Source organism: Arthrobacter sp. K41 (assembly GCF_059089645.1).
The window spans coordinates 361450-374852 of the sequence record NZ_JBNHEW010000004.1; the positions used below are offsets into that span (position 1 = coordinate 361450).

The following is a 13403-nucleotide window of genomic DNA, read 5'->3' on the forward strand; positions in this document are numbered from 1 at the left end:
TCACCACATGGCCGCAATGCGGGCGTGTGGTGAGAGAGCGTTTCCCCTTTTGGTGCAGGAGGTGAGAGAGCGTTTCCCGTTTTGGTGCAGGAGGTGAGAGAGCGTTGCGGATTTTCGTGCGGAAGGTGAGAGAGCGTTGGGGGTGGCAGACTGGTTTGGTGACTTCGTCCAACGACTCCGCCCCCGACGCTTCCCCGGACTCTTCCGGGATTCCCTCTTCCCGCGCAGGTTTCCCCGATGCCTGGCCGTCGCTGAGCGCGCTCGCCGCGGCACGGATCGCCGTCGGGGTACTGGTCGACGGCGGTGTGCAGCACGTGGTGGTATCGCCCGGTTCCCGGTCCGCGCCGATGGCATACGCGCTGGCTGAAGCTTCGGCACAGGGACACCTCGAGTTGCTGGTCCGCATTGACGAGCGCTCCGCCGGCTTCACGGCCCTTGGGCTGGCCCTCTCCACTGGTTCGCCGGCCGCGGTGCTGACGACCTCCGGGACCGCCGTTGGGAACCTGCTGCCGGCGGTGATGGAGGCTAACCACGCAGCCGTTCCGCTGATCGTCCTGTCCGCTGACCGGCCCGACGAGCTGCGCGGCACCGGGGCCAACCAGACCACCATCCAGCCTGACATCTTCGGCGAACAGGTGCGCTTCGCCGTCGACATTCCGGCAGGAACAGACCCTGAACGCGGCATCCGGACCGGCCTGTCCGCGGCCACCGGCGCGTTCCCCGATCTTCCCCCCGGACCCGTCCAGCTCAACCTGGCCTTCCGTGATCCGCTGGTCCCCGCACCCGAAGAGAAGCTGCCGGAGCCCACTGACCGCCCCCGATACCGGGTGGCCACCGAGCCCCTCGTGATGAACCTGCCCCCCGCATCGCCGGACCTGCCCGAACGGCGCACCGTCGTCCTGGCCGGACACGACGCCGGCCCGGTGGCCGAGGCCTTCGCCCGCGCCCACGGCCTGCCGCTGCTGGCCGAACCCTCCTCCAACGCCCGCTTCGGGCCCAACGCCGTGGGGCCGTACCGGCTGCTGCTGGAGCATTTCGGGCCCGAGTCAGCAACGCCGATCGAGCGGGTTATCTTGTTCGGCCGCCCCACGCTGTCCCGCCCTGTTGCAGCCCTGCTTGCCCGCGCAGAGGTCCCATCCGCGCTCTACCAGCCGGTGCCCGTGGCGTGGTACGAACCCGGCCGGCGCACCGAACTGCCCCTGGAAAACCTCGCGGACCTGGCCGACTTCGCCGGCCGCGGCCCGTCAGCCTGGCTGGACACGTGGCTGCTCGCCGGTTCAGCCGCCCAGCACGCACTGGACCGGATCCTGGCCGAGGACGCAGCCGCCACCGGCCCGGGCGTCGGATCGCTGGTGTGGAAACATGCCAGCGGCCAGCTGCTGCTGGGCTCCTCCAACGGCATCCGCGATGTCGATCTTGCAGGCCTGCCCGCCCCCGAACCTGCCGCCACCATTTACGCCAACCGCGGCCTCGCCGGAATCGACGGCACCATCTCCACGGCCACCGGCATTGCGCTCGGCGGCAGGCAGGAAACCACAGTCCTGCTGGGCGATGTCACCTTCCTCCATGATGCCGGAGGGCTGCTCCTCAATTCCGGAGAGGAACTGCCGGACTTGCGGATCGTGGTACTCAACGACGCCGGCGGGGCCATCTTTGACCTGCTGGAACATGGTGCGGTGCGGGAAGCCGGGGACTATGGAGATACTGTCGAACGGCTTTTCGGCACCCCGCACGCAGTGGACCTCGCGGCCCTTGCCGCAGCGTACGGCGTCGGGCACTGCTTAGTAAGTACGACGGCGGCACTCGCCGAAGCGCTGAGCCAGCCCATCGCGGGCCGCAGCATCGTGGAAGTCCGCACGGACCGGCACGGGCTGCGCGACCTGCATGGGCGGATCAAGGATGCCGTTGCTGCAGCGGTCGGGGGAGTCCTGGCCGGGTAGCCCCGGTTACGAGCAGGTGCGCCGGTTCATCCTTCGCGGCCGTTCATGCTCTCCTTCATCACCGCTTCGAAGGCAGGCAGGCTGCGTTCGATCATGTCCTCGTTGGCAGTCAGGGAAATACGGAAGAAGCCCGGCGTCTCGAAAAGCACGCCCGGAAAAACAAACACATTGTGGCGGACGAGCGACTCGGTGAAGGCCTCGTCATCCGGGATGGGGGTGGTGACGTAAAGGTAGAACGAGCCTTCCGGCGGGCGAAGACGGTAGCCCATACCGCCCAGGGCATCTACGAGACGGTCCCGGCGCCGTTGTAGCTGTCCCACGTCGATGGAGAACTTCTCCAGTTCGGGAAGCGCGTGCTGGAGCAGGGCATTGGGGTACACCCAGCCCATAGCCACCTGCAGGCCGGTGATGGCGGGCCGCATCGCGTCCCGGTCCGGCAGTGTGGGCGGCAGGGCCAGGTAACCCACCCGCTGGCCGGGGGAGAGGTGCGTTTTGCCATAGGAGTATGCCAGAAGCGTGTGGGCGTAGAACTCCACGGGACTATGGAAGCGCAGGCCGTCATACACGATCCGGTTATAGGCCTCGTCCGAGACCAGGTAGATCCGCCGGCCGATCCGGGCGGAAGCCGCCTCCAGCAGGTCCGCCAGCCGGAGCAGCAGGTCCGGAGGATAAATCCGTCCAGTGGGATTGTTGGGCGAGTTGACGATCACTACCCGGGTGCGCTCGGTAATGGCAGCTTCGATTGCGGCCAGATCCAGATCGAACGTGGAGATGTCCACCTTCACCTTCACGGGGACCAGTCCGGCTTCGAGGATCAGCGGCTCGTACAGGAACCATGGCGGCAGGCTGTAAATGACCTCGTCACCTGGATCGCCCACGGTCTTCAGGGCCAGCGCGATGGCCGCGAAGCCGCCGGTGGTGAGGTAGATATCCTCCGGCCGAAACGGTACGTCCAGCAGCCGCTGAAGGGATTCTGCAGCAGCCTCCCGGGCCTCCTCTCCATTGCTCTGGTACGCGAACCATTGGTCATGCTGCGGAGTAAGGGCATCCCGCAGCGTATTGGCGTAGCGGTCGGGCGGCATCTGGTGCGGGTTGCCGAAGGTGAAATCAGAAATGTCCGGCTGGCCGTGCCGGCGCAACTTGGCCGCCGTGAAGAAAGCATCGACCCGCTGGAAAGAGGGGATGGATGCCAGCCGGGCGGCACGCGCCGATACTGCCGGGGTGCCCTGGGTTGGGGTTGTTGACTCTCTCAAGAGCGCTCCTGTGGTTGCCGGCCGGGGCCTGCTGTGTGGGTTGGCAGCGCGCTGCTGAGCCAGTGGAGGCTGTAGAGGGACCATTGTCGAATGCACCAGCCACAGAAGTAAAGGACCCCGCCGGAACGAAAATCGGCCGGCAGTGGGGCGCCCCGCCGCCGCACGAATTACGCGGGCGTCAGCGCGCAAAGGCCCAGCTGCGACGCAAAAGCGCGGGGACGCAAAAATTCCCCGGCGCCATGGACAACCACAGCGCCGGGGAATTTGCCAGGCGGTCCTAAGGAGGCGGAGCGCTTATTCCTCGATGTCGATGTGTGTGGGATCGAGCACGCGGCGGAGGAACTCCTTGGTGCGAGGCTGGGTGGGGGCGGAAATGACCTGCTCGGCCACGCCTTCCTCCACCACAACGCCGCCGTCCATAAACACCACACGGTCGGCAACTTCGCGGGCGAAGCCCATCTCGTGGGTCACCACCAGCATGGTCATGCCCTCCTGGGCGAGGTTCCGCATGACGGAGAGGACATCGCCTACCGTCTCAGGGTCCAGTGCAGAGGTTGGTTCGTCGAAGAGCATCAGCTCAGGGTCCATGCTCAGCGCGCGGGCGATGGCCACGCGCTGCTGCTGGCCGCCGGAGAGCTGGTCCGGGAAACGGTCCGCGAGGTGTCCGAGTCCCACGCGCTCCAAGTTGTGCATGGACACCTTGTCCGCCTCGGCCTGGGAGCGCTTGAGAACCTTCGTTTGGGCGATGGAGCAGTTGCGCTTGGCGTCCAGGTGCGGGAACAGGTTGAACTGCTGGAACACCATGCCCACCTTGCGGCGCATCCTGTCGATGTCCACGTCGGGATCGGTGGCCTCAAAGCCGCCCACGTGGATGCTGCCCTGGTTGGGCTGCTCCAGCAGGTTCACGCACCGCAGCAGGGTGGACTTGCCGGAACCCGACGGCCCGATCAGGCACACCACTTCACCCGGCGCCACGGCCAGGTTGATGCCCTTCAGGACCTCGTTGGATCCGTAGGACTTGCGCAGGTCCTTGATTTCCACGCCGGCAGCGTGGATGGTGCCGGTGCTGCCGGCGGAGGAATGTACGACGTCGTTCATTGTCTTCCCTGCCTATCGATTGTTCCGCGCGGTGCGGCTTTCGAACTTCCGGGCCAGGAAGCTCAGGGGGATGGTGATCACCAGGTAGAAGGCGCCGGCCACCAGGAGTGGGGTAAGGCCCGCGCCGAGGCTGGAGATGCCGTCGCGGCCAAACTTGGTCAGCTCGTACTGGGATGCGGTGAGGCCCAGGACGTAGATCAGCGATGAGTCCTTGGTGAGCAGGATGACCTCGTTGGTCAGCGGCGGCAGGACGATCTTGAACGCCTGCGGGATGACGATGGTGACCATGGCCCGCCACTGCGGCATGCCAAGGGAGCGCGCGGCTTCCAGTTGGCCTTTCGGTACTGCCTGCAGGCCTGCGCGGAGGGTTTCGGCGATGTAGGCCGAGGCCACCATGCCGAGCGAGACCATCACGATCACGGTGATGTTCCAGGAGACGCCGAACGCCAGCGGAACGCCGTAGCCGAAGGCGATGAAGACCAGCAGCGCGGGAATGCCGCGGAAGAACTCGATGTACCCGGTGGCGATCCAGCGGTACAGCGGGAAGCTGGAAAGCTTCATCAGGGCCAGCAGGAGACCGCCGGAGAGACCCACGATGAAGCCGAGGAAGGTGTAGATCAGGGTGTTCGTCAGGCCGGTCATGAAAATGCCCGGGAACATGGGGCCGATCTTGGCGAAGTTGAAGACGCTGTTGCCGATGGTTTCCCAGTCGGTGGCCAGGACCAGCGCGGCGATGGCCACAACAAAGATCCCGGCCTGGACATACAGGCTTACTCTGGCTCGTTGACGTGCGGTCATTGCCATGGGTTACTCACATTCGTTGTGCGTGGCAGAGGCCCCGGACTCACTGCGGTACAGCTCGTCCGGGGCCCCGGCTGCGTAGTTCTCTAAGCCGTGCACCAACCTGGGCGGGGGAGCCTCAGGCCTGCACGGCCACTACTTTGCGGTCTTTGGCTACTTGGCGGTTTCGCCGAACCAGGTGGTCTTGAACTTCTCGAGGGAGCCGTCGTCGGTCAGGCGCTTGAGCGTGCCGTTGACCTTTTCCGCCATGGCGGTGTTGCCCTTCTTGATGGAGATGCCCAGCTGCTCGCCGGTGGCGAACTCCTCAACGCTCTTGAACTTGGGCTGGTCCTTGATGGCGTAGCCGAGGACGGACTGGTTGCCCAGGGCGGCGTCGATGGTGCCGGCTTCCAGGGCCTGTACCAGAAGGCCGCTGTCCTCGAACTGCTGGGCGTCGATGCCCTGTTCCTGGGCGTAGTCTGCGCCGGTGGTGGCTTGCTGGACGCCTACCTTCTTGCCCTTGGCGCCGTCAAGGTTGGTGATGCCGGAGTCATCGCTGGCTACCAGGGCGAGGTCGTCATCCAGGTAAGGGGTGGAGAAGTCCATGACGGACTTGCGGGTGTCCGTGATGGAGATGGAGGAGATGCCGAGGTCGCACTGGGTCAGTGCGGTGCCGGTCTCGATGGCCTCGAAGGAGCTGTCCACGATGCTCAGTTCAGCGCCGAAGTCCTTGGCGAGCTCCTTGGCGATGTCAACGTCGAAGCCGACCGTCTGGCCGTCCTTTTCGAATTCAAACGGCTCGTAGGGAATGTCGGAGCACACGGTGAGCTTGCCGGCGTTGATGAGCTGGATGCCGCCTTCGGAGGCTGCCGGAGTGGAGCCTCCGCCGCCGCAGGCCGTGAGGGAGAGGGCGCCGACGGCGAACAGTGCTGCTGCCTTGGCGGTGATCTTGGCCGTGGCCAGGGACTTGAGCTGCATGTTTCTTACCTTTTGTTGCAGGAGTATGCGGTACTAAATCGGTTCATAGTGTAGCGCCGATTACGAGATGTGCATCACAGGAAACTTAGATTCACTATTGGATAACCAAGTTACCGTTGTTTCAAGCCTAGGTGAAGGGGTGATGTTCCGGATCCCGGACTTTCCGGCCTAGCTGCTGATTCCGAGCGACTCCAGCATGGGCCGGAACTTCGCCCAGGTTTCCGCCAGTTCGGCTTCCGGCTGTGATCCGTCGACGATCCCGCAGCCGGCATAGAGGCGCACCGTGTCGTGCGACTCGATGACAGCCCCCCGCAGGGCGATGCCCCATTCTCCGTTACCTGCAGCATCCAGCCACCCCACCGGTCCGGCGTACGGTCCGCGGTCCAGGTGCTCCAGCTTGCGGATCAGGGCCCCGGCCACCTGAGTGGGCGTTCCGCACACGGCCGCCGTGGGATGCAGGGCGTTGATCAAGGCCAGGCAGGTGGGCACATGCCCTTCCACCTCCGTGAGTTCCGCCTTCACATCCGAGGCCAGGTGCCAGACGTTGGGCAGCTCAAGGATGAACGGTTCGTCATGGGCGTTCATCGCCTCGGAGAACGGCGCCAGCTGGGAGGTGAGCGACTGGATCGCGATCTCGTGTTCGTGCCGCTGCTTTTCCGACCCCGCCAGCACCCGCGTGGCGTAATCCATGGGAAGGCCGTCCTCGCCGTGGGCATCACGCCGGTCAAGGGTTCCGGCCAGCACGCGTGCCTGGGCAGTGCGCCCCTCCACCTGGATCAACATCTCCGGCGTGGCCCCCACCAGGCCGTCCACCCCGTACGTCCAGCATTCGCGGTACCGCCCGGCGAGCTCCCGCAGCACCTGAGCGGCGTTCACACCGGAGGGAACGGTAGCCACGACGTCGCGGGCGAGCACCAGTTTCTCCAGCGCGCCGGTCCGGATCTCGGCCACACCCGCTTCCACGGCGGCCATCCAGTCTTCCTCACTCAGCGACCCCGTATGCAGGGTTGCGCCGGCGGCAAAAGGCAGGGGACGTACGACGGCGCCGCCCGCCCGGGCGGTAGCCGCGCCGGAGGTGCCGTCCCCGCCGGAGTCCGCCGCCGCCGTCGTGATTCCAGCGCCTGGTGCATTGCTGATTAGCCAGCGGTCCAGCGCGGCGAGGGCACTGTCCTCGGTGAGGGGGCCGTCGTCGAGCGTCAACTGGGTGAGCCAGACCTGTCCGTCCCGTACACCCACCACTACCTCGGGCACGATCAGCCGGGATTCATGCGCGGAAGTCTTGGAGAAAGCGAAGGAGCCGAAGGCCACGGGACCGGTTCCCGGCAGATCCACGGCATCCGAGATGTGGGCTTCGAGCACCAGGTGGCGCCACCAGATGTCGGCCTCAAGGAAGCGGTCAGGGCCGGTGGCGGTGAAACGGGCGATCTCGCCGAAGCCCACCAGGCCGGCCTCGCGGCGCGTCCAGCACAGGGCGTCATCCCGCACCAGAAACGACGGCAGGCCCCCGGGGAATTTTTGGCCGTCAAGGGGGACTGTCAAGGAGCGGAACGTGCTGGTCATGATGGATCAACACTACCCCTCAGTAAACGGCAGCAGCGTGCCGCCATCCAGGCCGGGGTGGCCCACAAGCTCCGCGGGGCGCAGCCTTCCGCTACTGACCCGGACGTCCGCATCAAGGCCTTGGTCCGGACGCTCCGGAACATTTGAGACAATGTCTGGGTGAACCGAGCATCCTTGGAAAAGCGTCCGGACGAAGTAGCCACGATGTTTGACGACGTCGCCCCCAAATACGACGTCGTCAACGACGTCCTGTCCCTGGGGCAGACCCGCCGCTGGCGCAAGGTAGTGGTGGAAGCCATGGAAGCCACCAAGGGTCAACTCGTCCTGGATCTCGCCGCAGGAACGGGAACCTCCAGCGAGCCCTACGCGGATGCAGGCATCGATGTGGTGGCCTGCGACTTCTCGCTCGGAATGCTCAAGGTCGGCAAGCGCCGCCGCCCGGACATCAACTTCGTGGCCGGGGACGCCACCAACCTGCCGTTCGCCGACAACACCTTTGACGCCACCACCATCTCCTTTGGCCTGCGGAACGTGAACGAACCCAAGAAGGCCCTGCAGGAGATGCTCCGCGTCACCAAGCCCGGCGGCCGCCTGGTCATCGCCGAGTTTTCGCAGCCCGTGGTTCAACTGTGGCGCACCATGTACACCGAATACCTCATGCGCGCACTGCCGGCCATCGCCGTCAAGGTGGCTTCCAACCCGGACGCCTACGTCTACCTCGCCGAGTCCATTCGCGCCTGGCCGGACCAGGACCACCTGGCCGCCTGGCTGGAGGAGACGGGTTGGGAAAAGGTTACCTACCGCAACCTCACGGGCGGGATCGTTGCAGTCCACCGTGCGCTCAAGGCCCCCGAGGCTACAGCCGGCACCCCCGGCGGATCTGCTGCCGCCATCGCTGCGCACAAGGGCCCCGTGGCCAAGCTGCGCCGCAACATCCGCTGACCCGTGAGGGTACTGATAGTCGGTGCGGGACCGGCCGGTTCCACCGCCGCGTACTACCTCGCCAGGGCGGGCATCGACGTCACGGTTCTGGAAAAGACCAGCTTTCCGCGCGAGAAAGTCTGCGGCGACGGACTTACGCCGCGCGCCGTCCGCGAAATCCAAAAGCTTGGACTGCCCCACCCGGAGGAAGACGGCTGGCGCCGCAACAAAGGCCTGCGCCTCATTGCCGGCGGCCGCACCATCGAACTGCCCTGGCCCGAGGTGTCCGACTTCCCGGAGTACGGCCTGATCCGCACTCGGCTGGGCTTTGACGAGGAACTGGCCCGCCATGCCCAGGCCGCCGGTGCCACCATCCTCGAGCGGCACAGCGTGACAGAAGCCCTCCGGGACGACGACGGCCGGGTCACCGGCGTCCGCGCCGCAGTCCTCGACGAGGCAGGACGCAAGACGGGGGAAACGCGGAAGTTCAGTGCCGACGTCGTACTCGCCGCCGACGGGAACTCCACCCGCACAGCCGTGTCGCTCGGCATCCAGAAGCGCGACGACCGCCCCCTCGGCGTGGCCGTCCGCACTTACTTCACCTCGCCGCGTACGGACGATGACTGGATGGAAGGCTGGCTTGAGCTCCCCGGCCGTGACGGCAAGCTGCTGCCCGGCTACGGTTGGGTGTTCGGCGTAGGCGACGGCACCTCCAACGTCGGTCTCGGCATCCTGAACTCCTCCAAGGAATTCGGCAAGCTCGACTACAAGCAGGTCCTGCGCGAATGGACTGCCGGGATGCCCGCCGATTGGGGCTTCGCGCCCGAGAACCAGGTGGGTGAGATCCGCGGCGCCGCGCTGCCCATGGGCTTCAACCGCACCCCGCATTACTCTGCCGGCCTGCTCCTTTTGGGTGACGCCGGCGGCATGGTTTCGCCATTCAACGGCGAAGGCATTTCCTACGCCATGGAGTCAGCGCGCTTCGCCGCCGAGTTCATCATCGACGCCTCCTCCCGAAGCGTGGCTGCTGGCGGAACGTACAACGCCGACGCCCACCTCTCGCGGTACGCGGACTATGTGCGGGACCAGTGGGGGTCGCACTTTACGCTGGGGCGGGCGTTCGCCGCGCTGATCGGCAAGCCGGCGGTCATGAAGCTCGCGCTGCGCACCGGCATGCCCATCCCGGTGCTAATGCGGTTCGTGGTCCGGCTCCTGGCCAACCTCACGGACCCCGCTGCCAAGGGCTTCGAGGACCGGGTGATCCAGGTCCTGGAATCGCTGGTTCCGGCCACAACGAATACATTGCCCACCCCGGCAGTCTCCAATCAGCGGTATCCGCAACAAAAAGTTAGGGTTAACCCGTGACCAACCCCGCGAACCACAGCTGGACGCATGCCGGACACGGCCTGACGGACTCCGAACCCAGCCTCAACACCACCGCCATCGCCACCGGCCTGCAGCTGCCCGCGGGGTTCGCCGCCATCGCCGGTGACGCCGAGCTGGGACCCGCCATCACCACCAACCTGGCCCGGGTTGAGAAGAAGCTCCGCGAAGCCATTGCCAACTCCGATCCGCTCGCGGACGCCACGTCCCGCCACCTCGTGGAAGCCGGCGGCAAGCGCATCCGGCCGCTGCTGACGCTCCTCTGCGCCCATCTCGGTGACGCATCGCTGCCCGCAGTGGTGCAGGCCGCCGTCGTGGTTGAACTGACGCACCTCGCCACCCTGTATCACGACGACGTGATGGACTCGGCGCCGTTGCGCCGCGGTGCGCCCACCGCCCACGAGGTGTGGGGCAACTCAGTGGCTGTCCTCACCGGTGACCTGATTTTCGCCCGCGCCTCCATCCTGGTGTCCGAGCTGGGCGGCCGCGCGCTCGGCATCCAGGCCCGGACCTTCGAGCGGCTGTGCCTGGGCCAGCTGCACGAGACGGTGGGACCGCGGCCCGACGAGGATCCGGTGGAGCATTACCTGTCGGTGATTGCGGACAAGACGGGCTCCCTGGTTGCGGCGTCCGGACAGTTCGGCGCCATCTTCTCCGGTGCCGACGAGGCATACGAAGACGTTCTGGTGGAGTACGGCGAGAAGGTAGGCGTTGCCTTCCAGCTCGCCGACGACGTCATCGACGTCACGGGCATCAAGGTCAAGTCGGGCAAGTCACCGGGCACGGACCTGCGCGAAGGTGTTCCCACGCTGCCGGTGCTGCTCCTGCGCAAGGCCGCTGCCGATGGTGACCAGAGCGCCATCGGGCTTCTCAAGCTCATTGACGGGGACCTGACCTCCGATGAAGCCCTGGCCGAGGCTGTTGCGGGTTTGCGCGAGCACCCGGTTACTGCTGAGTCCTGGGTGGTTGCGCGCGAATGGGCAAATGAGGCCATTGCTGCGCTTGCCCCGCTGCCGGAAGGCGTGGTCAAGGAATCGCTGTCCAACTTTGCGGTGGCTGTGGTGGACCGCGCGAGCTAGCCCTTTTGTGTTGTGTGTCGAGGCCCGGCCCCCTGGTGGCGCCGGGCTTCTGCTTTTGGCGGCCGCTGACGTTCCTGCACTGTCCTTTAAACGGGACAGCCCCGGTCCGCAGCAACGGTACGAGTCATACGTTGCTGTGAACCGGGGCTGTCTCTCCGTTCGCATCAGACCCGCCGGAGGCGTTTAGCGGATCCGTGAACAGTCTATGACAGGTTTGTCACAAAGCGCAAGCAGCTTGTTACTTCCGGTGTCAAAGTCTTAGGCGAGGTGGATTTCCTGGTGGGCGACCGCCTGGTGGTCAACAGGACTTAGTCTTCGTCGCCCCCGAAGGCCCACTCGAACATATCGAACACGAACTCCGAGAAGGTGCCCTCTTCGGACTTCCACTGGCCGCGGGTGTTGTTGCGGCGGTACACAATGGGGTCCGGGACGCCGAGGTCGCCTACGCGGAAGCCCCAGGTGTACTCCTCTTCCTCATCCTCGAGGAACATGAGGAAGCCTTCGTCGTCGACTTCGAGCTCATCCGGGTCCCAGAAGTAGTGGTAGGCCTCCATCAGGTCCTCGCAGCCACCGATGGCCAGGTAGAACTCGCGGAGGACCAGGGGAATCTGGAATTGGTGGTCGGCCAGGGCCTTGTCCAGCTCCTCGGCGGACAGCCCGTCTTCTTCCTGCCATTCGTCTTCGAGATACTTCGGAACAAGCGCACGGAATTTCTCGAGGAACATGTCAGTCATGCAAATATCCTAGCTAATCGCCGCCCCGCAATTCGCCGCCTCCGGAACCGCTGCGGTGCCACCCGTTGACGGCCAGCGGGATGTACCAGGACCGCCGCCAGCCCACCACCCGGAAGGCAAAAACAAGGCCCGCCACCAAGCACGCCGTGACCGCGTTAAAGGCCCCCGTGACCCACAGCACCGTGGTCAGGGCCGCGCCGCTGAAGGCCGGCACGGCATAGAGGTCCCGGGAGTTGAACAGCTGCGGCACCTCGTTGGCGGTAATGTCCCGCAGCAGCCCGCCGCCCACCGCGGTCGTCACACCCAGGAGCACGGCAGCAACGGGGTTGACGCCGAACGAGAGCGCCTTGAGCGTGCCGGTAATGGAGAACAGGGCCAGTCCGCCGGCGTCGAACAGGACCAGCAAGGACGTGAAGCGTTCCACGCTGGAAAACAGGAAGTACACCAGGACCGTGGCAAGCAGCGGCGGGACGAGGTAGGCCGGGTTGGTGAAGGCCGCCGGGATCACGGCAAGGATGATGTCGCGGATAACGCCGCCGCCAAGGGACACGAGGGAGGCCAGCAGGAGGGAGCCCACAATGTCGAACTGCTTCCGGGCCGCCAGCAATGATCCGGAGACGGCAAAGAAGAAGACACCGGCCAGGTCCAGCCACACCAGGGCGATGTCAAAAGGGAAAGTCATGGAGCGTCCCGGCAATTCATTGAGGGCGGACAGGGCGGCTCCAACGTTACGCTAGCCCCTATGAACAGCCCCATCATGATCGCCTGCGCCCATGGGACGTCCAGCACACAGGGCGCCGCAGAGGTCAATGCGCTGCGGGACGCCATCGCCGCCCTGCGTCCCGGGCTGGATGTTCGCGAGGCCTACGTGGATGTCCAGCAGCCGGACCTGGTGGACGTGGTGGCGGGCCTGCCGGAGGGGGAGTCCGCCGTCGTGGTGCCGTTGCTGCTGAGTGTTGGCTATCACGTGAAGGTTGACATCGCCAGGGCGGTCAAGAGCCGTCCCGGAAGTGTGGCCGCCGCGCCCCTGGGGCCGGATCCGCGGCTCGCTGCCCTGCTGGACCAGCGGCTGCACGAGGCCGGGGTGACGGATCGCGACGTGATCGTCCTGGCCGCAGCGGGCTCGTCCAACCCCAAGGCGGCGGTGAGCGTCGAGGAGCTGCTGGGCCAGCTCCAGGAGCTGCGGCCCAACCGGATAATGGCCGCCTATGGTGCCTCCGCGAAGCCTTCCGTGCCCGACGCCGTCTCGATGCTTCGTGAGGAACTGGAAGGAGGTGCCGGGGCGGGAGAGTCCGCCGGAGCCGTCGACGTCGGCGGGCGGGTGGTGATCGCCTCCTACCTCCTGGCGCCGGGGTACTTCCACGACCAGCTGGCCAAGGCCGGTGCCGACCTGGTGACCGAACCGCTGCTGCCGTCTCCGGTGCTGGCCGAAATCGCACTGGCAAGGTACGACGCCGCCGTCGAAAAGGCCGCTCACACCTCCGCCACAACAGGTGCAGAAACACCAGCGGCAGTACCCGCCCAAAGCCCGGCCCACGGGCCCGCCGCAGCCCGCCCCGAAGTCGTGCCGGATGCACAGGAGGGTGGCTTCTTCAAGGCGGTCCGGCGTTTCGTGACGAAATATTTCCCTAGGTGACTCAACGTTTCCGGGCCTTTGTGACGCAATTCGGGCGGGAC

At 65.9% G+C, this 13403-nt stretch carries 12 protein-coding genes; 5 read left to right on the top strand and 7 right to left on the bottom strand.

Going from position 1 to position 13403, the window contains the following annotated elements:
* Positions 1-158 precede the first annotated feature (158 nt).
* Positions 159-1940 (top strand): 2-succinyl-5-enolpyruvyl-6-hydroxy-3-cyclohexene-1-carboxylic-acid synthase, encoded by a 1782-nt coding sequence (gene menD, locus AC5RTE_RS12335; protein ID WP_494041681.1) that lies wholly within the window; start codon positions 159-161, stop codon positions 1938-1940.
* Between the two features lie 26 nt (positions 1941-1966).
* Here menD and AC5RTE_RS12340 read toward each other — a convergent pair whose 3' ends face one another.
* The 5 genes from AC5RTE_RS12340 to AC5RTE_RS12360 all read right to left on the bottom strand — a co-directional run bounded on the left by AC5RTE_RS12340 (position 1967) and on the right by AC5RTE_RS12360 (position 7609).
* Entirely contained in the window at positions 1967-3193 is a 1227-nt protein-coding gene (locus tag AC5RTE_RS12340; protein WP_494041682.1) for an aminotransferase class I/II-fold pyridoxal phosphate-dependent enzyme, read from the bottom strand.
* Between the two features lie 294 nt (positions 3194-3487).
* Positions 3488-4291, bottom strand: a complete 804-nt coding sequence (locus AC5RTE_RS12345; RefSeq protein ID WP_494041683.1) for an amino acid ABC transporter ATP-binding protein — start codon at positions 4289-4291, stop codon at positions 3488-3490.
* Between the two features lie 12 nt (positions 4292-4303).
* A complete protein-coding gene (locus AC5RTE_RS12350) occupies positions 4304-5095 on the bottom strand; it encodes an amino acid ABC transporter permease (protein ID WP_494041684.1) in 792 nt (263 codons plus the stop codon).
* 150 nt (positions 5096-5245) lie between these two features.
* Positions 5246-6049 (bottom strand): ABC transporter substrate-binding protein, encoded by an 804-nt coding sequence (locus AC5RTE_RS12355; protein ID WP_494041685.1) that lies wholly within the window; start codon positions 6047-6049, stop codon positions 5246-5248.
* Positions 6050-6217: 168 nt separating this feature from the next.
* Positions 6218-7609, bottom strand: a complete 1392-nt coding sequence (locus AC5RTE_RS12360; protein WP_494041686.1) for an isochorismate synthase — start codon at positions 7607-7609, stop codon at positions 6218-6220.
* A 159-nt stretch (positions 7610-7768) separates the two neighbouring features.
* Between AC5RTE_RS12360 and AC5RTE_RS12365 the strand changes: the two genes are divergently transcribed.
* Genes AC5RTE_RS12365 through AC5RTE_RS12375 form a run of 3 tightly spaced genes read left to right on the top strand, consistent with a single transcriptional unit; the run spans position 7769 to position 10992 of the window.
* On the top strand, positions 7769-8551 hold the full coding sequence (locus tag AC5RTE_RS12365) for a demethylmenaquinone methyltransferase (protein ID WP_494041687.1): 783 nt from the start codon (positions 7769-7771) through the stop codon (positions 8549-8551).
* A gap of 3 nt (positions 8552-8554) precedes the next feature.
* Positions 8555-9895, top strand: coding sequence for a geranylgeranyl reductase family protein (locus tag AC5RTE_RS12370; protein ID WP_494041688.1), 1341 nt, complete (start codon positions 8555-8557; stop codon positions 9893-9895).
* Entirely contained in the window at positions 9892-10992 is a 1101-nt protein-coding gene (locus tag AC5RTE_RS12375) for a polyprenyl synthetase family protein (protein WP_494041689.1), read from the top strand. The genes AC5RTE_RS12370 and AC5RTE_RS12375 overlap by 4 nt, the downstream gene beginning before the upstream one ends.
* Before the next feature lie 308 nt (positions 10993-11300).
* On the opposite strand, the gene AC5RTE_RS12380 is transcribed toward AC5RTE_RS12375, so the two are convergent.
* Positions 11301-11726: a hypothetical protein gene (locus AC5RTE_RS12380; RefSeq protein ID WP_494041690.1), complete on the bottom strand. Its 426-nt coding sequence runs from the start codon at positions 11724-11726 to the stop codon at positions 11301-11303.
* Positions 11727-11739: 13 nt separating this feature from the next.
* Entirely contained in the window at positions 11740-12408 is a 669-nt protein-coding gene (locus tag AC5RTE_RS12385) for a trimeric intracellular cation channel family protein (protein WP_494041691.1), read from the bottom strand.
* A gap of 60 nt (positions 12409-12468) precedes the next feature.
* On the opposite strand from AC5RTE_RS12385, the gene AC5RTE_RS12390 reads away from it, so the two are divergent.
* Positions 12469-13362, top strand: coding sequence for a sirohydrochlorin chelatase (locus tag AC5RTE_RS12390; protein ID WP_494041692.1), 894 nt, complete (start codon positions 12469-12471; stop codon positions 13360-13362).
* Positions 13363-13403: the final 41 nt, after the last annotated feature.

Coding starts and splice junctions, on each gene's coding strand:
- AC5RTE_RS12345 (WP_494041683.1), bottom strand. CDS start 4,291: ATGAACGACGTCGTACATTCCTCCGCCGGCAGCACCGGCACCATCCAC.
- AC5RTE_RS12350 (WP_494041684.1), bottom strand. CDS start 5,095: ATGGCAATGACCGCACGTCAACGAGCCAGAGTAAGCCTGTATGTCCAG.
- AC5RTE_RS12355 (WP_494041685.1), bottom strand. CDS start 6,049: ATGCAGCTCAAGTCCCTGGCCACGGCCAAGATCACCGCCAAGGCAGCA.
- AC5RTE_RS12360 (WP_494041686.1), bottom strand. CDS start 7,609: ATGACCAGCACGTTCCGCTCCTTGACAGTCCCCCTTGACGGCCAAAAA.
- AC5RTE_RS12380 (WP_494041690.1), bottom strand. CDS start 11,726: ATGACTGACATGTTCCTCGAGAAATTCCGTGCGCTTGTTCCGAAGTAT.
- AC5RTE_RS12385 (WP_494041691.1), bottom strand. CDS start 12,408: ATGACTTTCCCTTTTGACATCGCCCTGGTGTGGCTGGACCTGGCCGGT.
- AC5RTE_RS12390 (WP_494041692.1), top strand. CDS start 12,469: ATGAACAGCCCCATCATGATCGCCTGCGCCCATGGGACGTCCAGCACA.